The 18,983-nt window shown below is 67.2% G+C and carries 13 protein-coding genes; 7 read left to right on the forward strand and 6 right to left on the reverse strand.

Features of this window, described 5'->3' with window-relative positions; genetic code table 11:
- Nucleotides 1–213: 213 nt before the first annotated feature.
- Nucleotides 214–873, reverse strand: coding sequence for a helix-turn-helix domain-containing protein (locus tag VI123_RS04265; RefSeq protein WP_336336811.1), 660 nt, complete (start codon nt 871–873; stop codon nt 214–216).
- 142 nt (nt 874–1,015) lie between these two features.
- On the opposite strand from VI123_RS04265, the gene VI123_RS04270 reads away from it, so the two are divergent.
- Nucleotides 1,016–1,261: a PRC-barrel domain containing protein gene (locus VI123_RS04270; protein ID WP_336336812.1), complete on the forward strand. Its 246-nt coding sequence runs from the start codon at nt 1,016–1,018 to the stop codon at nt 1,259–1,261.
- Nucleotides 1,262–1,348: 87 nt separating this feature from the next.
- Here VI123_RS04270 and VI123_RS04275 read toward each other — a convergent pair whose 3' ends face one another.
- Both VI123_RS04275 and VI123_RS04280 read right to left on the reverse strand, forming a co-directional pair.
- On the reverse strand, nt 1,349–1,696 hold the full coding sequence (locus VI123_RS04275) for a four-helix bundle copper-binding protein (protein WP_336336813.1): 348 nt from the start codon (nt 1,694–1,696) through the stop codon (nt 1,349–1,351).
- 480 nt (nt 1,697–2,176) lie between these two features.
- On the reverse strand, nt 2,177–2,512 hold the full coding sequence (locus VI123_RS04280; protein WP_336336814.1) for a hypothetical protein: 336 nt from the start codon (nt 2,510–2,512) through the stop codon (nt 2,177–2,179).
- Nucleotides 2,513–2,912: 400 nt separating this feature from the next.
- On the opposite strand from VI123_RS04280, the gene VI123_RS04285 reads away from it, so the two are divergent.
- Nucleotides 2,913–4,076, forward strand: coding sequence for an acyl-CoA dehydrogenase family protein (locus VI123_RS04285; RefSeq protein WP_336336815.1), 1,164 nt, complete (start codon nt 2,913–2,915; stop codon nt 4,074–4,076).
- A gap of 81 nt (nt 4,077–4,157) precedes the next feature.
- Entirely contained in the window at nt 4,158–5,456 is a 1,299-nt protein-coding gene (locus VI123_RS04290) for a nickel pincer cofactor-dependent isomerase, group 22 (protein WP_336336816.1), read from the forward strand.
- A gap of 54 nt (nt 5,457–5,510) precedes the next feature.
- On the opposite strand, the gene VI123_RS04295 is transcribed toward VI123_RS04290, so the two are convergent.
- Nucleotides 5,511–8,555 (reverse strand): FAD-binding and (Fe-S)-binding domain-containing protein, encoded by a 3,045-nt coding sequence (locus VI123_RS04295; RefSeq protein WP_336336817.1) that lies wholly within the window; start codon nt 8,553–8,555, stop codon nt 5,511–5,513.
- 102 nt (nt 8,556–8,657) lie between these two features.
- On the opposite strand from VI123_RS04295, the gene VI123_RS04300 reads away from it, so the two are divergent.
- Nucleotides 8,658–9,038, forward strand: a complete 381-nt coding sequence (locus VI123_RS04300; RefSeq protein WP_336336818.1) for a VOC family protein — start codon at nt 8,658–8,660, stop codon at nt 9,036–9,038.
- A gap of 43 nt (nt 9,039–9,081) precedes the next feature.
- Here VI123_RS04300 and aceB read toward each other — a convergent pair whose 3' ends face one another.
- A complete protein-coding gene (gene aceB, locus VI123_RS04305) occupies nt 9,082–10,389 on the reverse strand; it encodes a malate synthase AceB (protein ID WP_336336819.1) in 1,308 nt (435 codons plus the stop codon).
- 396 nt (nt 10,390–10,785) lie between these two features.
- Here aceB and VI123_RS04310 point away from each other — a divergent pair, with 396 nt between their 5' ends.
- Nucleotides 10,786–11,550: an IclR family transcriptional regulator gene (locus VI123_RS04310; protein WP_336336820.1), complete on the forward strand. Its 765-nt coding sequence runs from the start codon at nt 10,786–10,788 to the stop codon at nt 11,548–11,550.
- Nucleotides 11,551–11,913: 363 nt separating this feature from the next.
- On the opposite strand, the gene VI123_RS04315 is transcribed toward VI123_RS04310, so the two are convergent.
- Nucleotides 11,914–12,249, reverse strand: a complete 336-nt coding sequence (locus VI123_RS04315; protein WP_336336821.1) for a hypothetical protein — start codon at nt 12,247–12,249, stop codon at nt 11,914–11,916.
- Between the two features lie 92 nt (nt 12,250–12,341).
- Between VI123_RS04315 and malA the strand changes: the two genes are divergently transcribed.
- Together malA and VI123_RS04325 are read left to right on the forward strand one after the other, a co-directional pair.
- On the forward strand, nt 12,342–14,339 hold the full coding sequence (gene malA / locus VI123_RS04320) for an alpha-amylase MalA (protein ID WP_336336822.1): 1,998 nt from the start codon (nt 12,342–12,344) through the stop codon (nt 14,337–14,339).
- Between the two features lie 103 nt (nt 14,340–14,442).
- On the forward strand, nt 14,443–18,978 hold the full coding sequence (locus VI123_RS04325) for a glycoside hydrolase family 15 protein (protein ID WP_336336823.1): 4,536 nt from the start codon (nt 14,443–14,445) through the stop codon (nt 18,976–18,978).
- Nucleotides 18,979–18,983: the final 5 nt, after the last annotated feature.

Below are 18,983 nucleotides of genomic sequence, written 5' to 3' on the forward strand. Positions count from 1 at the left end.
CAATTGAAACGATTTACACACTGATCGCACTGCTCTCGTGCGATCAGGTGTGCATTGATTTTCAATGGCTACTATAGTTCTCCCCCAGCAGAGCTTACGTGGGCCACAGCCGATTTTCGTCTCCTACGCGGTCGGACGGTACGGCCTACGGGTACCTCGGTGTTGTCGTCGACGTGATACCAGAATGATATATTGTGCTCGCAGGCAGCGGGGTCAGTCGAAGCCGTCGAAGTCGACGAACAGCGCGTCCTCGACGAGGGCGTCGGTCGCGCGCCTGAGCCGTTCTGAAGCGGCCTGGTGCGTGATGCCCAGTTCGTCCGCGAGTTCCGCCAGGCTCACCTCGCGGGGGACCTGGAAGTAGCCGCGGTCGGACGCCTCGGCGAGGATTTCGTACTGTGCGGACGTGAGCCCGTAGCGGCCCGCGGGGTCTTCGTCGAGTTCCCGTATCGACGACACATCGAACGCGAGGTTGTGTTCCGCACAGAAGTCGTGGGTCTTGGAGAACAGCGACCGGCGCGGATACAGCACGCGCAGTTTCCAGGCGGTCCCCTGGCCCACGGCGTCGAGAATCGTCGCCTCCGAGTTGGTGAGCATCTGGACGATGAGGTCGACGTGGTCGACCCACTCCATCCTGAACAGCCACTCGTCCTCGAAGTCGCCCAGCAGTTCGACGTTGTCGACGGTGGGGTCGGCTCCGAGTGTCCGCTCGATGTCCTCGCGCTGACTCCCGCGGACCCACAGCATCGGCATGAGCGCGTCGTCACCGCTCGTGACGATTCGCTCGATTTCGAACTGCAGTTCCGGTAGCTGCTCCAGGGAATGGTTGAGCGCGAGGTCGCTGGCGGGAACCGTCCCGGAGACGATGGTGGGCATGGATACCCGAACTGCGAGTGGCACGGTGGTATGTCTTTCCGTTGACTTATCCGGCCGGGTGTCACGCGACCGCTTCCTCGCCCGGACGACTGCGTGTGCAAGCACGTCGGTGATGTCCGTCACGCCGGTAGCGACGACCGCAATGTCTACTATCCAACTGACCGACGACGACATCGGCAAGACGGTCGTCACGAGCACCGGCGACGAGGTCGGCATCGTCAGCGGGTACCGGTACGGTACCGCCTACGTCGACCCCGACCCCAACCTGAAAACGACGCTCGTGACGAAACTCGGCTGGGAGGACACCGACGACGACGGCTATCCGCTCCAGACCGAGGCCGTCGCCACGATTACCGACGAACAGATACGACTCAGCTCGGACCTGTAGCTGTCGGAGGCCGAGTGTCGGGGTACCGCACCGCCACTAACTTTTCGCGGCCGGAGAACGACGGAGCCGTAGCGGAGACCGTCGTCGCTACTTGACCATCGCTTCACAGGCCTCGGCACACTCCGCCAGGACCTTCGCACAGGCCCGGCAGTGGTCGTGGTCGTGCTGTCGACACTCCTCGGCACACTCCCGACAGACCGTCGCACAGAGTCCGGCCAGCGCCTCCCGGTGAGGGGACCCGCGTGCGAGGAGTTTGCAGTGAAGCGATGCGACGTCCGTCACGTCACGGCAGCGGCGGACACATTCGGTCATGCCGTCGCGTCCCGCACACTCGTCGGCACACCACTCGCACACTTCGACTGCTTGCCGACACAGGTCCAGGCACTCGCGTTCGCGCTCACTCAGATGCGTCGCCTCGGTGAGGGGTTGTGACATTGCAGTCGCTGTTACCGTCTCTCGCATACGACACTGTAGCTTGCATGCGAAAGTCAGCGCCGGGTCGCGGGAGCCTCGCGGCCGGCTCCGAGCCCGATGTCGTCGAACCGGCTCGGAGAACTAGTGCCGGGAGGGGAAAACCCGGCTGACACCGTCCCGTACAGGGGAGCAGGGGACGGTGGGCGTCGGGAGAGTACGAGCACGCACCGTGCTCGCGTACGCTCCTCGCACCCATTCGGTGTTTGTTATACGGCTCTTACGCAGCGACACTGGGCAGACCGAGCGGCAGGGGGACACTAAATCCGCTCTGGCCGACGGCCGCTCCAGCCGGGTACCGCCAGCACATGCGCCGTCAACAGGTCCCCTGGCGGTCGGACACGGGGTTTGCGACCGACTACTCGACCGTTACCGAGTGGATACGTCGGGCTCGGACCGCCACGGTCCAGCCGACGAAGCCGCCCTCTGGCGGACGGCCGTACCTTACTCCTCCGTCGTGAGTTTCGGCCCGGGCTTCCAGGTGTTGCCTTCGAGAACGACGAGGTCGTACCGTTCGAGCACCTGGAGCGTATCGACGACCGCCTGGGCGTCGAAGGAGACGGTCATGTCCTCGGGCAGTTGCTGTGCAATCGCGCTGCGTGTCCCACCGTTCATCCGGACCACCGTGTCGAGCAACTGTTCGAGATCGTCCAGCAGCGAGACGAGCGATGTCGACCCATCGTCATCTGTTGCCAGTTTCGACATGACTTCGTCGTAATTCCCGGAAATCTCCATCGATACCGATACGGTCTCGTCTTCGATGTCTTCTTCGTCTCCCATAGAGGCAAATGTGTACACACTTGCAGAAATATGTTTCTATACCTGGAATGACGTGTGTATCTTGCCGTTGCTTCTCTGCAAAATAATTCCTAGAATATGGTTCCGAAATCGAAATTATGGTTATAATTTGAGGGAATTAGGAATCAAAAATACTTAAATAACTCCATTTTGTGCCCAAACAAGCTGCATATATGGGTATAATTCTATAATTATCTCTCAGAGTGATTAGATAGATGTATTTAATTTCTATTTGGGGATAACTCGTCACCTCCTTCTTATCGACGAACACCGCATACCACTGGGTCGCTCGAATGTTCCTCCAGCCGCAGTTCCGCCGTAGTCGCTCCGGAGTGGGATTCCCCGGGCAAACGCTTAATTGAAATCCGGCCCCAGACCGGGTATGATTGATTACTTCGGCCTCGGGGACGACCTCGGCGAGGAAGAGCGGCTGGTCCGTGACACGGCCCGCGACTTCGTCGAGAACGAGGTCAAGCCGGAGGTCGGACAGCACTGGCTTGACGGCACGTTCCCGACGGAAATCATCGCCGAGATGGGCGACCTCGGCTTCTACGCCCCGAACCTCGACGGGTACGGACTGCCGGGCGTCAGCGAGACGGCGTACGGCCTCCTGATGCAGGAACTGGAGGCCGGCGACAGCGGCCTGCGCTCGATGGCCAGCGTCCAGGGCGCGCTCGTCATGTACCCGATTCACGCCTACGGCAGCGACGCCCAGAAGGAGGAGTGGCTGCCGGCGCTCGGCAGCGGCGAGCGGGTGGGCTGTTTCGGCCTGACGGAACCGGAACACGGGTCGGACCCGTCGGCGATGGAGACGACGGCCGAGCGCGACGCCGACGGCTACGTCCTGAACGGCTCGAAGACCTGGATTACGAACGCGCCCATCAGCGACCTCGCGCTGGTCTGGGCGAAGGTCACGTCGGCCGACGACGACCCCGTCCAGGGCTTCCTGGTCGAGACCGACCGCGACGGCGTCACGACGACCGAAATCGACGGGAAGCTCTCGCTGCGTGCGTCGATTACGGGCGAGATACGCCTCCAGAACGTTCGCGTCCCCGAGGCGAACGTCCTGCCGGGCGTCGAGGGGATGAAGGGGCCGCTGTCCTGTCTCACGCAGGCCCGCTACGGCATCGCCTGGGGGACGGTCGGGGCCGCGATGGACTGTTTCGAGACCGCGCTGGAGTACGCCACCGACCGCGAGCAGTTCGGGCACCCCATCGCCGGCTACCAGCTCCAGCAGGAGAAGCTCGCGGAGATGGCGACGCAGATATCGCTGGGTCAGTTGCTCGCTCACCGACTCGCCGACCTGAAGGAGCGCGGCGACCTCCGCCCGGAGCAGGTGTCGATGGCCAAACGCAACAACGCGCGGATGGCCCGCGAGCAGTCGCGCGTGGCCCGCGAGATGCTCGGTGGCAACGGTATCACGGCAGATTACTCCCCGATGCGTCACCTGACGAACCTCGAAACCGTGTATACCTACGAAGGAACCCACGACATCCACTCGCTCATCGTCGGGCATGACCTGACCGGCATCCCGGCGTTCGAGTAGCGCGGTCCCGGCCGGGAGGCGCGCGTGCCTGCGGCCGGGTCCGACCCCGGTTTTTGTATACCTCGGTGCTAACCGTTCGCTATGGACTTCCCCGACCGAGGCGACGTGGACCACCTCATCGACCCACAGCCGCTGCCGGACTTCGCCCGCGTCCGCTACGAACCGGAGACCGACGCCGTAGCGGACCCGCCGGCCGCGGCCCGAACAGAACTCGACCGGCTCGACTTCGACGGGCTGGAGCCGGGTGCGACCGTCGCCGTCGCCGTCGGCAGCCGCGGCATCCACCGCATCGACGACGTCGCCGACGCCGTCGTCGCGGCGATACGTGACCGGGGGTTCGAGCCCGTCGTCGTCCCGGCGATGGGGAGCCACGGTGGAGCGACGTCCGAGGGCCAGCGCGAGGTTCTGGAGAGTCTCGGCATCACGGAGTCGCGGCTCGACGCCGACATCGACGCCCGGATGGACACCGAGCAGGTCGACACCGTCACGGTCGGCGATACGGCGATGCCGGTCCACGTCTCGACGGCGGCGCGGGCGGCCGACGCCGTGGTCGTCCTGAACCGGGTGAAGCCACACACCAACTACAGCGGCCGCGTCGAGAGCGGCCTGACGAAGATGGCCGTCGTCGGGCTGGGCAAGCAACGCGGCGCGAAGGCGTTCCACTCGACCGCTATCGAGGCGGGCTACGCCGAGACGCTCGACGCCGCCCTCCCGGTCGTCGAAGCGGCCCTGCCGCTGGTCGGCGGCGTGGCGCTGGTCGAGAACTTCCACGAGGAGACGGCCCACATCGAGGCGATTCCGGCGGGGTCGTTCACCGACCGCGAGCCCGCCCTGCTGGAGCGGGCCTACGACGAGCTGGCGACGCTCCCGGTCGACGACATCGACCTGCTCGTCGTCGACGAACTCGGCAAAGACGTCTCCGGCGCGGGGATGGACACCAACGTCGTCGGCCGCTACCGCGTCCTCAACGCCCCGGACCCGGACGAGCCGGCCATCAATCTGCTGTACGCCCGTGGACTCACAGACGCCACGAAGGGCAACGGCATCGGTATCGGGCTGGCGGACGTCACCCGGAAAGCCGCTGTCGACCAGCTGGACCTGCGGAAGACGTACGCGAACGCGCTCACGAGCGGGTCGACGGCGAAGGCGAAGCTCCCGCTCGTCGCGCCGGACGACGAGTTCGCCGTCCGGACGGCGCTGTCGGCCCTCGGCGGGTACGACCCCGAGACCGTCCGCATCGTCTGGATTCGGAACACGCAGGACCTCTCGACGCTCCGCGTCTCCGAGCCGCTCGTCGAGGCCCTGCCGACCGCCGCCACCGTCACCGACCGGGTGTCACTCTCCTTCGCCGACGGCACGGCGTCGTTCACGCGCGATTGAGAGACCAGTCGGCGTACCGGCCCGCCGCGAGTCGCCGGCCAGCGACTGCGCCCGTCACACCGACCCCGTCGTCGCGTCCGACACTCGCTCGGCGACGACCTCGATGGGATGGGGTGGGATGTCGTCGACGCCGTCGCGGTCGCCCAGTTGCGAGCGGCAGGACCCGCCCGGCGCGACGACGCGGTCGCCGTCGCTCTCATCGACCTTGTCGAACAGCAGCCGCCCGATGGTCTTCGACAGGTCGTAGTGCTCGTCGTGGTAACCGAAGCTCCCGGCCATGCCACAGCACGTCGAGTCCAGCGGGTCGACCTCGTAGCCGACCCGTCGCATCACGCCGACGGCGTGGTGGTCCTTGTTGGTCCCCTTCTGGTTGCAGTGGCCGTGGTAGCTGACCGCGCCGGCGGCTCCGAGCGACCGGTCCTCGACCGGCAGGGCGTCGTCGAGCCGGTAGGTGTCGAGGTACTCCAGCACGCCGTAGGCGCTGTCGGCCACCTGCGAGACCGCAGGGCCGTCGAGCAGGTCGCGGTACTCGTCCTGGAACATCACCGCGTCGGAGGGCTCGACGAACACGACGTCCCAGTCGTCGTCGACACGCCCTGCGAGCCGGTTCGTGTTCGCCTCGGCGCGCTCACGCGCCAGGTCCAGCATCCCGGAGGAGTACGCGGCCCGCCCGGACGGCGCGGTGTCGTCCGGGATGGCGACGTGGACGCCAGCGGCTTCGAGGGTCTCGACGGCGGCCTTGCCGGCGGCCGGGTACGAGTAGTTCGTGTACGTGTCGGGGAACAGGAGCGCCTTGCGGTCCGCTTCGGCCCGCGAGACGGCCGAGCCGCCGCGCGCGTCGAACCAGTCCCGGAGCGTCTCCCGCCGGAAGGTCGGGAGTTCCCGCTCCGGCGCGATGCCGAACACCCTCTGCATGACCGCCCGCGCGCCCGGGATGTCCGTCGCCCAGTTCGAGACCGGTGCCAGCGCCGACCCGATTTTCGAGGCGGTGTCGATGTTGGCGAACAGCCGCTCTCGGAGGCTGGTCCCCTCTGCCTGGTGGTGCTGGTGTTTCAGTTCGGTCTTGAGCTTGGCCATGTCGACGCCGGTCGGACAGTCGCTCTTGCAGCCCTTACAGCCGACACAGAGGTCGAGCACCTCCTCCTGGAAGCGGTCCGAGTGCATCTCGCCCTCGTCTAAGTCCCCGCTGATAGCCGACCGGAGGAGGTTCGCCCGCCCGCGCGTCGTCTGGACCTCCTCCTCGGAGGCGCGATAGGTCGGACACATCACGTCTCCGTCGGTCTGTCGGCAGGTGCCACAGCCGTTACACAGCTCGACGAGGTGTGAGAAGCCGCCCTCGTCCTCGAAGTCGAGCGTCGTCTGTGGCTCCAGGGACTGGTACTCGGGGCCGTACCGGAGGTTCTCGCGCATGTCCGCGCCGACGCCTCGCTCGGCGTCGGGGCCGATGTCGTCCGGCCCGTCGCGGTAGACGACGTTGCCGGGGTGGAGCCACCACTGCGGGTCGAAGGCCGTCTTGACCTCTTTGAACGCGTCCCAGAGGTCGTCCCCGTACATCTTGGGATTGAACTCGGTCCGGGCCATCCCGTCGCCGTGCTCGCCGGAGAACGACCCGTTGTGTTCCAGCACGAGGTCGGTCACGTCGTCGGCGATGGAGTGCATGTCCTCGATGCCCGACATCTCCTTCAGATTGAGAATCGGGCGGATGTGGAGCGTCCCCGACCCCGCGTGGGCGAAGTACGCGGCGGAGGTGTCGTGGTCGGCCAGTATCGCCTCGAACTTCTCGACGTACTCGGCCAGTTCGGCGGGCGGGACCGTCGCGTCCTCGATGAACGGGTACGGCTTGGGGTCGCCGTCCATCGACATCAGGAGCGGAATCGCCGCCTTCCGGAGCTTCCAGAGGTCGTCCTGGTCTTCTTCGGTGTAGGCTTCTACGACCTCGAAGGCCGCCCCCTCGTCCAGGAACCGCTCGTTGGTCCGAGCGATGGCCGCCTCGAAGTCGTCGTGCAGTTCCGAGTCGTATTCGAGCATCAGCGCCGCCGCCGCACGGTCGGGAATCGGCTCGACGTACTCGGCGTAGCCGTCGGAGCCGGCCGCGAGCCTGAACACCTCGTCGTCCATCAACTCGACCGCGCTGACGTCGTACTCGAGCGCGACCGGGACGGCCTTCATCGCGTCCGCGAGCGTGTCGAAGCAGTACAGCGCCAGCGCCGTCTCCTCGGGGACCGTCACCAGCGAGAGTTCGGCCTCGACGATGACGCCCAGCGTCCCCTCGCTGCCGACGAACAGCTTCGCGAGGTTCATGACCCGGTCCCCGTCGTCGTTCTCGTAGACGACGCGGTCGAGGTTGTAGCCCGACACCCGGCGCTTGAGCTCGGGGTAGCGGGCCTCGATTTCCTCGGCGTTCTCCTCGACGATTTCGCGGACCGTCCGGTAGATGTCGGCCTCGCGGTCGTCCTTGCTCACGATGTCCTCCCACTCCGGCGAGTCGATGACCACCTCGCGGGCGTGGATGAGCGACCCGTCCGAGAGAACGGCCTTCACCGCGTCCGTGTAGGCGTCGGTGATGCCGTACCGAACCGAGTGGGCCCCGGTGGAGTTGTTGCCGATGCCGCCGCCGACCGAGGCGCGGTTCGACGACGCGGGGTCCGGCGCGAACTTCAGGCCGTACTCGGCCAGGGCGTCGTCAAGGTGGTCCTGCACCACGCCCGGTTGGATGTGCGCGGTCTGTTCGTCCGGGCGGACGTCGAGAATGCCGTCCATGTGTCGGGACATGTCAAGGACGACACAGCCCGGCCCGACAGTCTGGCCCGCGAGCGACGACCCGGTCCCGCGGGGCATCACCGGGACGCCGTGGTCCGTCGCCACCTCGACGGCCGCCCGCACATCGTCGACGTCGGTCGGATACACGACCCCGGCCGGTTCGGCCCGATAGATGCTCCCGTCGGTCGCGTACAGAATCCGCGCGTACTCGTCGAACTCGACCCCACCGGAGACCCGCGAGCGGAGTTCCGCCGCCAGGTCCCGATATTCGTCCACGTCCGGTCGGTCGAGGTCCAGTTCCTGTGCTGACCAGGTGTCCTCGACGTTGTCAATCGCCATACAAGCAATCAGGGGCAATAATCATTAAAGTCTAGGGCATGCGGTGACATCGTTCTCTATCTGGCCCGCCAGCTATTTGCCCCGGGGCGTCGGATGCGGTGTATGGTCAGTGCAAGCGTGCTCCACATGTGCCTGAACGTCGCCGACGCGGCGGAATCGATTGCGTTCTACGAACAGTTCGGCTTCGAGGAGTCCTGGCAGTTCACCACGCCGGACGGCGAGACGACGAACTACTACGTGGCCGACGACAGCGGTGTCGAACTACAGCTCTCGGAGACGGAAGGTGAGACGAGCTTCGAGATGGGGACCGGCTGGGACCACCTCGCGCTCGGCGTCGACGACGTCGACGCGACGGTCGAGCGCATCGACCACCACGGGGTCGTCAAAGAGCCAGGCCCACAGCCGGAAGCCGGCGCGTACACGGCCTTCGTCGCGGACCCCGACGGTCACCACGTCGAACTCATCGAACCGCTCGACGACTGAACCGCACCCACGGCGTTTCGAATGACGAAACGGAACGGCCCCGTCAGTTCCCGACGGCGGTCGCCCGCTCGACCACGTCGGCCCCGTACATCTCCTCCAGCTCTTCGTGCTGGTCCGGCCGGTGCTCGTAGACGTCCTGGAACAGCGTAATCGGCGTCTGGGCGGCCTGGTAGGTCGCCTCGTCCCACATCCGGTCCTTGCTGACCTTGACCTCGACGCCGTCGATGACCAGCGTCGCGGACTGGGTCATTGCGATGGCCCCCTTGCCGGCCTCCTTCGCGGCCTCGAACTCCTCCATGGAGTCGACGATGTCGTTCATGCTGGGGACGTACGCGGTCCGGTCGAGCAGTTCCTCGGTGAGTTCGTCCTCGTCCAGTTCCAGTCGCTCACCGCCGGCTCGCAGGACGTAGCCGCCGTCGCCGTCCGGCTCCAGCGAGAGGTCGTCGCCGTCGTACACCTGTTTGCCGTCCGCCTGTTCGAGCTCGACCTCCTGGCCGCCGGCTTCGAGTAGCCAGCTCCCGGTCTTCGGCGGGAGCGGGGCCGTGTTCGCCTCGACGACCTGGCCCGGCGTCAGCGACCAGATGCCGGTCATCCCCTTCGCGCGGTTGTCGGTCATCCGCTCCTGGTACCCCTCGACGTCGCGGATGTCGTCGTAGGGGCCGTCGACGGCGATGAGGCCAGCGGCGCTGGCACCCCGGGAGGTGTTGTGGCGCAGTTCCGGCCACGGCGGGAGTTCGCCGGTGGGCGTCATCGCGCGCATGTCCTTCGTGTAGTCGACCTCGCCGTCGACCAGCAGGAACATGCGTTCGAGGTTGTTCGAGGGCTTGCCCATCTCGTCGCGGAGATCACCCATCGCCAGCTCGGCCTCGCCGCTCTCGACGATGACCGACATCGAGAGGCTCCCCTCTTCGAGCCCGTGCTCGTTCTCGATGATGGTGAAGAACTCGTCGGCCTTCTTCCAGTCGTCGATGTCCCCAACCTCCGGGATGACGAAGCCATCGATGTGCTCGACGGCACCGTTTTCGGGGTCTGTTATCTCCAGCATCTGCTGGAAGCCCTGGTAGCGGGTCGTCGGCGACTCGCGGTGCCAGACGACGCGCGGATGTATCTCGCCGGGGAAGTCGGCTCCCTGTTCGGAGACCACGTCGATGATGTTCTCGACGCCCTCCTCGCGCATGTTCGGGGCCGTCGCGTCCTCGTTGTCCGGGACCCAGACGTCCGGGGCCTGCAGGCCGCGGAGCTGGCCCGCGCTTCGCAGCATCTTCGCTGAATCGTCCTCGCCGTCCACCGCTGTCGGCGAGGTAAAGAACGTTCTGACGAACTCGCGCTCGTAGTGTCGGGTCACACTCATAACTCACCTCAAAGAACCCAACGGAACCGCTTAAATCTACCGTCCACGACCGGCCGAGACGCCGGCGAACATCCCCGTCCCATCGCCTCTCAGCCGATTCGATAATACGAAACGCACACGATAGCTGACTATTCGTCGCGTGACCGCCGGATGAGTGACGGGACGTGACCGTTCGTCGGTAGCCAGAGCGCGCTCGGTCGCTACGGCATCGGACTGCCAGCGAGTCCGACTGTCGCCGCCGTGTCGCTCACCCCCGTTTTTCGTTTCGTCATTTCGAACGGTTTCGGCGGTCTCCGGCGTGTCGGACGCCAGTTCCGGTCCGTCAGTAGCCACGGCAGAGGCGTTGACACCGTCGATACGGCAATTTTATTCGCGTGGCAGTAGAACCGGTATCCAATGACACGGGCGAAAACGGACTCGGTCCGGGCGACGCGGACCTCGCTGGCGGTACTCTCGGGTATCAAGTCCCTCGGCGGGAGCGCCACGCTGGCCGAACTCGCCGACTCGCTGGAGCCGGCCAAGAGCACGATATACAAGCACCTGCTGACGCTGGAAGACGAGGGTCTGGTGGTGGAACGGGACGGCGAGTACCGCATCGGGCTCCGGTGGCTGGAGTTCGGCGGCATCGCGCAGCGCTACGACGGCATCTACGAGGTGGCAAAGCCCGAGGTCAGGCGGATGGCCGTCGAGACCGGTGAACTGGCGAACCTGATGATAGAGGAGCAGGGCTACGGCATCTACATCCACACGACCAGCGGCGACCAGGCAGTCGCGCTCGATACGCGCCTCGGGAAGCGCATCCACCTCCACAAGACCGCCATCGGCAAGGCGCTCCTGTCGAGTTTCGACGACGACCGGGTCGCGGAAATCATCGACACCCGCGGGCTGCCGGCCGAGACGGACAACACCATCACCGACCGCGAGACGCTGTTCGCCGAACTCGAAACCATCCGCGAAACGGGGGTCGCCGACGACACCGAGGAACGGGTCGACGGGACCGGCTGTGTCGGCGTCCCAATCGACACCGGCGACCGCCGGGAAGCCGCTATCAGCATCACCGCCCCCATCAACCGACTGCAGTCCCCGGGCCGCAAAGCCCAGCTCGTCGACACGGTGGAACAGGCCGCCAACGTCATCGAGGTCAACCTGGCCCACGGATAACGGCTCGTCCGGTCCACCGCGGCTGTCTCGACGGCGACTGACGCAGTCTAATAACAGTACAGTTGTTATCCGGCGACCAGGCCCGGCCAGCCGCGGTGGTGTTCGAAGCCGGGACAGTCTGACGACCGCTCGTCTGTCGACGCACCGAAAGTCGTCTCGACACCATCTATATGTCGATTCTAGCCTATTTGGCTCTTTATCTCCAAAATAAAAGAATATTTGGTCTTAAATTGGTTTCATAGTTTTGTAGAGGCGCTATTTACCTCTATATTATTCAATCTATGTAGAAGACGAACCTTTCGTATGTGAATGCCCTCATGAGAACGATGATGACCGTCGAGTGGCCGGAGCGGCCATGGATGGTCACCGGCTGGACAGACTCACCGCGAGAACGACGAAGTACGTCGCCAGGCCCCAGCACGCCGCGGCGACGACGAGCGGACCCAACAACACCGCGAGGCCGGCGGCACACACCAGGAGCGCGACCGCCGACGCCGTCCGCACGCCACGGCGTTCCCACAGCGACGCGACGGGCGTGTCCAGCACGAACAGCGCCTCGACGCCCAGCGCGCCGGCCACGCCGACGGCGACGGCGGCCCCGGACCGGAGCGTCTCGACCGCGGCGGTCCAGTGCAGGTACGCGAGGAGCACAAGCCCACAGAGCAGGGCGAACGCGGCGTCGCGTCGATACTCGGGCACAGGGGCGGTACAGGCCGCAGTCGGAAAGCGCTGCTGCCGGGGACCTTTTCGGCGACCCCAACTACAAAGACACTGACAATCGCAGTGCACCTATGCACCATCCTGGACCGCCGCGGTTCGTGGCGACGGGCGACGAGGTCGAACTCGCGCCCCGGGACCCGGACCCGGCGGCGGACTACAGTTGGCACATCGCGCGTGCGCCGGTACAGTCTACTGCTACACTCGGTGACGACCCGGTCGAACACTTCGTCCCCGACACGCCGGGCAGGTACATCGTCCGCCTCACCGCGCCGGACGGCAAGCACGACCTCACCGTTCGCGCGTTCCCGGGGCGGCTCGAATCCAGCGGGCCACACACCTCTGGGCGGTCCGGTCGCTCCGGCGGGGGACGCGGGGGCGTCTCCGGCGGGCGAAGCGGCTCCGGCGGGAGCGACGCGTACACACTCGCCGAGGACGGCAGCGACGGCGACGGTGGCGGCGGTCGCCCGCGCCTGACCCTGCGGCCGGCCATCGAGGGCGACGAGGCCGTCGTCCGCGCGGACCGCAGCCCCCACCCCGAAGGGACCGAGACGGCCGCGGACCTCGCCGTCGAGTTCCTGTTCGACGACCGCGACGACATCGACGCCGACGCGGTGACCCGGGACGGGACGGACCTCCGGATTCCCCTCGACGCGCTCCCGGAGCGCGCCCGCATCCACGGCGTCGCGGTCGGGGACCACGGCTACAGCGTGCCCGACGCCGTCGAGTTCACGCGCACCGCGGACGGGGTCGAGACGGTGGCCAGCGGGGCCGGCGTCGCCGCCGCCCGCCCGTACGACGCGCCGGACTGGGCCGAGGACGCGGTCATCTACGAGATTTACGTCCGCACGTTCGCCGGCGACAGCGAGCAGTCGCCCTTCGACGCTATCGTCGACCGCCTGGACTACCTCGATTCGCTCGGCGTCGACGTGCTCTGGCTCACGCCGGTCCTGCAGAACGACCACGCGCCCCACGGCTACAACATCACGGACTTCTTCGACATCGCGTCGGACCTGGGCACCCGCGAGGACTACGAGCGGTTCGTCGACGCGGCCCACGACCGCGGGTTCAAGGTCTTGTTCGACCTCGTCTGCAACCACTCGGCGCGCACCCACCCGTACTTCGAGGCCGCGCGAGACGACCCGGACAGCGAGTACCGCGACTGGTACGAGTGGCGCACCGAAACCGAACCGGAGACGTACTTCGAGTGGGAACACATCGCCAACTTCGACTTCGACCACCTGCCGGTCCGGCGGCACCTGCTCGACGCGGTCGCCCAGTGGGCCGAACTGGTCGACGGCTTCCGGTGTGACATGGCCTGGGCCGTCCCGAACAGCTTCTGGCGCGAGATTCACGACTACTGCAAGGACCGCGACGGCGAGTTCCTGCTGCTCGACGAGACTATCCCGTACATCCCGGAGTTCCAGGCCGGGCTGTTCGACATGCACTTCGACTCGACGACCTACGCCGCGCTCCGGCAGGTCGGCGGCGGTGCCGACGCCGGGGCCGTCCTGGACGCCATCGACGAGCGGGCGCGCATCGGCTTCCCGGAGCACGCGTCGTTCATGCTGTACGCGGAGAACCACGACGAGACGCGCTACGTCGTCGACTACGGGCGCGACGCCGCCGAGGCCGCCGCGGGGGCGCTGTTCACGCTACCGGGCGCGCCGCTGCTGTACGCCGGCCAGGAGTTCGGCCAGCGCGGCCGGCGCGACGACCTCGCGTGGGGCCACACCGACGAGGCGCTCCAGTCGTTCGTCGCCGACCTCTCGGCGGCCAGGCACGCCCGGCCGGCGCTGTCGGCCGACGCGGACCTCGTCCGCATCCCGTACGACGTGCACGAGGGCCCCGCCGACCGCGTCGTCGCATACGCGCGGACGACCGGCGCGGACGCGGCCGTCGTGGTGCTCAACTTCGCCGGCGAGCGGGCGACCGTCGGACTGCCGGTCGAGGCCGACGAAACCGACCTCGTGTCCGGCGAACCGCGCGGGGCCACCGGCGACGGGGCCACGACCGTCACGGTCGACAGCGTCGGCGTGTTCCCGACCGCCGACGGCAATCTGCATCGGTAGCCCGTCGAGCGGTCCTGCCGGGGGCCGTCAAGTCAGTACGCCGAGATATCACTAATTTGTACGAACCACAGGAGTTTATAGAGATTGGTCTGCTTTGATAGGTATGCGGCTTTCGACAGCGCTCAACGAGTACAAGCGAAATCGTCACGAGCGCTTTCCAGAGGAACGAAGGACTGTTTCAGGCTCTTTCTCCGGACACGGTGACCGCCTCGTCCACGTCGGCGAAGACGGCACGCTGAAAGACTACTCCGATTCACTCTCCGGTCTCTCCGGTATCGACCGCTCCCGGCTCGGGGTGATGCTCGGGGACGAGACGCGGTGGTTCAGCGACCTGGAGACTATCAGACAGCACTACTACCGCGAGACGCGGCTCGTCGAGACCGAGTACGACGCGGGGTCGTTCACGGTCCACCAGTACGACCTGACGCTGGGTCGGGCACACGTCACGCACGTCGCGATGCGCGGGGCCGTCCCACAGGACGCCAAACTCGTGGCGTTCGTCACGCTGGCTCCCGACAGCAGCGACAGCGGCATCGGCTCGCTGATTCACGAGGACGCCGGCCCCCGAGACTCCCGCGTCCTGGAGGTGTACCACCGGAAGGAACACGACTACCTCGCCTCCTCGACCGGGCTGGAGGCCGTCGCCGGGCAGCGGCCGGAGCGCCTCGTCGAGATGCTGGAGGACAGCCCCGTGACCTTCCCCCGGTCGGACCCGGTCGAACGGCGCGACCAGACGCGGCTCACCGGCGACTTCCTCGTGACCGCGCCGCTTGACCGCTCCGGGCGCAGCAAGGACACGACGCTCGTCAGCCAGCTCTCGAACCACGACGAGGTCGACCGCGAGACGGCGCTTCTGGACCTCGCCGACTGCGTCCGGGAGCACACGACCGCCGACGACCTCCGGCAGGCCGGGCGGGAGCGAACGCGCATCGACGTGGCCGAGTCGATGCCCCGCTCGGACACGATACGGATGGACCTGCGGGTGCTGGACCTGCTGTCCTCGCCGTCCGGCGGCCGCATCGCGGCCCCCGAGTTCGACCCCTTCTACTCGAACTCCGGCGGCTACGGCTACGTCTGGTTCCGCGACGACGCCTCCGTCTCCCGGCACCTGCTCGAAGCCGGCGACCGGATCGACATCGACACCGACGGGATGCTGACAGAGAGCGCGCAGTTCCTCTGTGACAGTCAGCTCCCGGACGGCCGCTGGCCCCACCGCGTCTGGGCCGACAGCGGGGCCATCGCACCGGGCTGGGCCAACGCGAGAGTCGAGCACAACGCCGAGTCGCCCGAGTACCAGGCCGACCAGACCGCGACCGTCACCGCCTTCCTCGCGACGTTGCTGCGCACGCACCGCAGCAAGATGGACGCCGAACTGACGGCGACGGTCCGGGAGACTATCGAGGCGGCCGTCGATACGCTCGTCGAAGACATCGCGGCCAACGACCTGCCCGAGCCCTGCCAGAACGTCTGGGAGGACGCCGTCGGCCAGTTCACGCACACCACCGCGACGTTCATCGAGGCCTTCGCCGCGGTGGCGCGCGCGCCGATGGCCGAGTCGGTCCGCGAGCGGAGTCTGACGGCGGCCGACCGACTGCTCGACGGGCTCGATACCCTCTGGGACGGCGACCTCGGCGTGTACGTGATGGGGCTGACCAACGGGACGCCGGACCACCGCATCGACGCCGCGGGGCTCCACCTCGCGGACGCGTTACAGGAGTACGACAGCGTCGACTCGGCCACGCTGACCGACGACCACCTCACTCGCCTGGCCGACCACGTGAGTACGACGCTCGACACGCTCTTCCGGAACCCCACCGAGAGCCGGGTCGCGGGGCTGGCCCGCTACGAGGGCGACCGCTGGCGGACCGGCCACCAGGACAACGAGAAGATATGGACCGTCACGACGGCCATGGGGACGCTCGCCGCCGCCCGCGTCGGCGACATGCTGAACGAGCGGGACATGCGCGGCGACGCCTACCTCGACCGCGCGAGCGACCTGTACGAACTGCTCGATGACGACGGGCCGCTCACGACCGACGCCGGCTACCTCGCCGAGCAGGCCTTCGACGACGGCGACCTCGACAGCGCGACGCCGCTGGGCTGGTCGCACGCGCTCCGACTCCACGCGACCGCCCGGCTGGGCGAACTGAACGCGCTCCCGACGACGTCGGCAAGCACCGAGGGGCCCAGCGAGCGGCCGACCTGGACGACCGGGGAGAAGTACGGCGTCGGCACCGTCGCCGACCACGACGCGTCGGACCCCTCGCGGGTGTGGTTCACGCTCACCGAGGGCGCGCTGACGGAGGCCCGCTACCCGCAGGTCGACCTGATGAACCTCCGGACGCTGGACTTTCTCGTCCGGTGTACGGACGAGACGGACTACGCCGTCCGGACCCACCGGGAGAACCGCCGGACCGACGACACCGTCCGGCGTCGCGTCGAACCGGTCGATGACGAGGCGCTGCTCTATCGCCACGTCTTCACCGAGACCGGCGACGGTCGGGGTCACCAGTGGACGCTGACCGTCGACTACGCGACCGACCCCGAACACGACGCCATCGTCGCCGACGTGTCCTTCAGCGCCGACGACGGCAACGCCTACGACGTGTTCTCCGTCGCCGACATCGCGCTCACGAGCACGGTGTCGGAGGACCGCGCCATCAGGTACGGCCAGCCCGGGAGCTACCACCTCGTCGGTCGGAACCCCCTGGCCTACACCGACGAGACGGACAACGACCTGCTCGTCGACGAGAACGGCGACGCCTACTCCATCGCCGTGGCGATGGCCGCGGCCGGGCGCTTCGACTGGGCGACCGTCGGCGCGGCCGGCAGCGACCGCCTGGACGGGCTGTACTCCGACGGCGAGCTCCCGGACCCCGTCGAGTCCATCGACGGAACGAACCTCGTCCTCATCGGCCGGCTGGACTCGGGGAGCCGCATCAACGACACGGTCGCGCTCGGGTTCGCGCGCCAGGCCGACACCGCCGCCGCGCTGGGCGAGGCCGACGGCGCGCTCGACCGCGGCTACGAGACGGTCAGCGCCGAGTACGCAGACACCTGGGCCGAGTTCCTCGCGGACAAGCGACTCCCGGACTCGGTCGCCGACGACGAGACGCTGGCGAACCAGTACAGAACGGCGCTGATGACGCTGCTCGCGGTCGAGGACAAGACCTACCACGGGGCCTCTATCGCCTCGCCGTCCGTGCCGTGGGGCGAGGCCGTCCACGCCGAGGAACCCAAGGGCTACGGCTACAACTTCGTCTGGTCGCGGGACCTGTATCAGGTGTTCAGCGTCTTCGACGCCATCGGGTCGCTGGACATCGCCACCGACCAGCTGGAGTACATCTACGAGTACCAGCAGGACGAGGCCGGCTTCATCCCGCAGAACACCTACGTCAACGGGACGACCCGCTGGGGCGGCGAGCAGATGGACAACATCTCGTTCCCGCAGGTGATGGCCTACCGGCTCGCCGAGGCCGGCGTCGACTTCGAGGACGTCGAGTACGGCTACGAGAACGTCCGGCGGTCGGCAGAGTACGTCGTCCGCCACGGCCCCGAGACCGCACAGGAGCGCTGGGAGGAGGAGGCCGGCTTCTCGCCGTCCTCGATTGCGGCCGAAATCGCGGGGCTCGCGTGCGCGGCGAAGCTCGCGCTCGACACCGGCCACCAGGCCGACGCCCTCGTCTGGCTGGCCCTGGCCGACCAGTGGGCCAACAACGTCGAGGCCTGGACCGCGACCGAGACCGGGACCGAGCGCCACACCAACACGCCCTACTACACGCGTATTACCCTCGACGGCAACCCCGACGCGGGCCACCTCCGCACGCTCGCCAACGACGGCCCGACGCTCGACGAGCGCAACATCATCGACGGCGGGTTCCTCGACCTCGTGCGGCTGGGCATCAAGCCCGACGACGACGAGGCCATCCGGAACTCCGTCGCCGAGGTCGACGACACCATCAGCGTCGACACCGAGTACGCACCCGGCTTCTACCGGTACAACGGCGACGGCTACGGCGAGCGCGGCCGGGGCGACCAGGGCGCGCCGTGGACAGTCGAACACAAGGGGAAGGGCCGGCTCTGGCCGCTGCTGACCGGCGAGCGCGGCGAGTACGAACTCCACCGTGACGACCCGGACATCCGGCCCGAGAACTGCCTCCGGATGATGCAGGACGTGGCGAACTCCGGGCGGATGCTCGCCGAGCAGATATGGGACCGGGGCCACGCCACCGACTACGGGTGGGAGTTCGCCAAGGGGACCGGCTCGGCGACGCCGCTCGCGTGGTCGATGGCCCAGTACGTGCGGTTGGCCCACGGCATCAGCGCCGGCGAACCGGTCGAGACGCCCACGTTCGTCGAGGAGCGATACCGCGAGCGACGGGCGCACACCCACGACCGGAGCCCGGCACTGCGCGTCGACACGCAGTTCCGCGGGAACGAACTGGTCGTCTCCGGCGAGACGACCGGCGTCTGTGTCGTCGTCAAGACCCCTGCCGACATCGTGTACATCCCCGTCGAGGACCGGGCGTTCGAGGTCGCGGTCGACGTCGACCCCGGCGAGAACCAGGTCATCGTCGCCGCCGCGGACGACGAGGACCTCGTCACCGCCGGCACGACCGTCTGGCAGCTCAACCTCTAGGGTCG

Origin of the sequence: Haloarcula sp. DT43 (assembly GCF_037078405.1) — an archaeon.
GTDB lineage: Archaea > Halobacteriota > Halobacteria > Halobacteriales > Haloarculaceae > Haloarcula > Haloarcula brevis.

Coding starts and splice junctions, on each gene's coding strand:
- VI123_RS04285 (WP_336336815.1), top strand. CDS start 2,913: ATGATTGATTACTTCGGCCTCGGGGACGACCTCGGCGAGGAAGAGCGG.
- VI123_RS04280 (WP_336336814.1), bottom strand. CDS start 2,512: ATGGGAGACGAAGAAGACATCGAAGACGAGACCGTATCGGTATCGATG.
- VI123_RS04290 (WP_336336816.1), top strand. CDS start 4,158: ATGGACTTCCCCGACCGAGGCGACGTGGACCACCTCATCGACCCACAG.
- VI123_RS04265 (WP_336336811.1), bottom strand. CDS start 873: ATGCCCACCATCGTCTCCGGGACGGTTCCCGCCAGCGACCTCGCGCTC.
- VI123_RS04300 (WP_336336818.1), top strand. CDS start 8,658: ATGGTCAGTGCAAGCGTGCTCCACATGTGCCTGAACGTCGCCGACGCG.
- VI123_RS04325 (WP_336336823.1), top strand. CDS start 14,443: ATGCGGCTTTCGACAGCGCTCAACGAGTACAAGCGAAATCGTCACGAG.
- VI123_RS04275 (WP_336336813.1), bottom strand. CDS start 1,696: ATGTCACAACCCCTCACCGAGGCGACGCATCTGAGTGAGCGCGAACGC.
- VI123_RS04310 (WP_336336820.1), top strand. CDS start 10,786: ATGACACGGGCGAAAACGGACTCGGTCCGGGCGACGCGGACCTCGCTG.
- VI123_RS04295 (WP_336336817.1), bottom strand. CDS start 8,555: ATGGCGATTGACAACGTCGAGGACACCTGGTCAGCACAGGAACTGGAC.
- aceB (WP_336336819.1), bottom strand. CDS start 10,389: ATGAGTGTGACCCGACACTACGAGCGCGAGTTCGTCAGAACGTTCTTT.
- VI123_RS04270 (WP_336336812.1), top strand. CDS start 1,016: ATGTCTACTATCCAACTGACCGACGACGACATCGGCAAGACGGTCGTC.
- malA (WP_336336822.1), top strand. CDS start 12,342: ATGCACCATCCTGGACCGCCGCGGTTCGTGGCGACGGGCGACGAGGTC.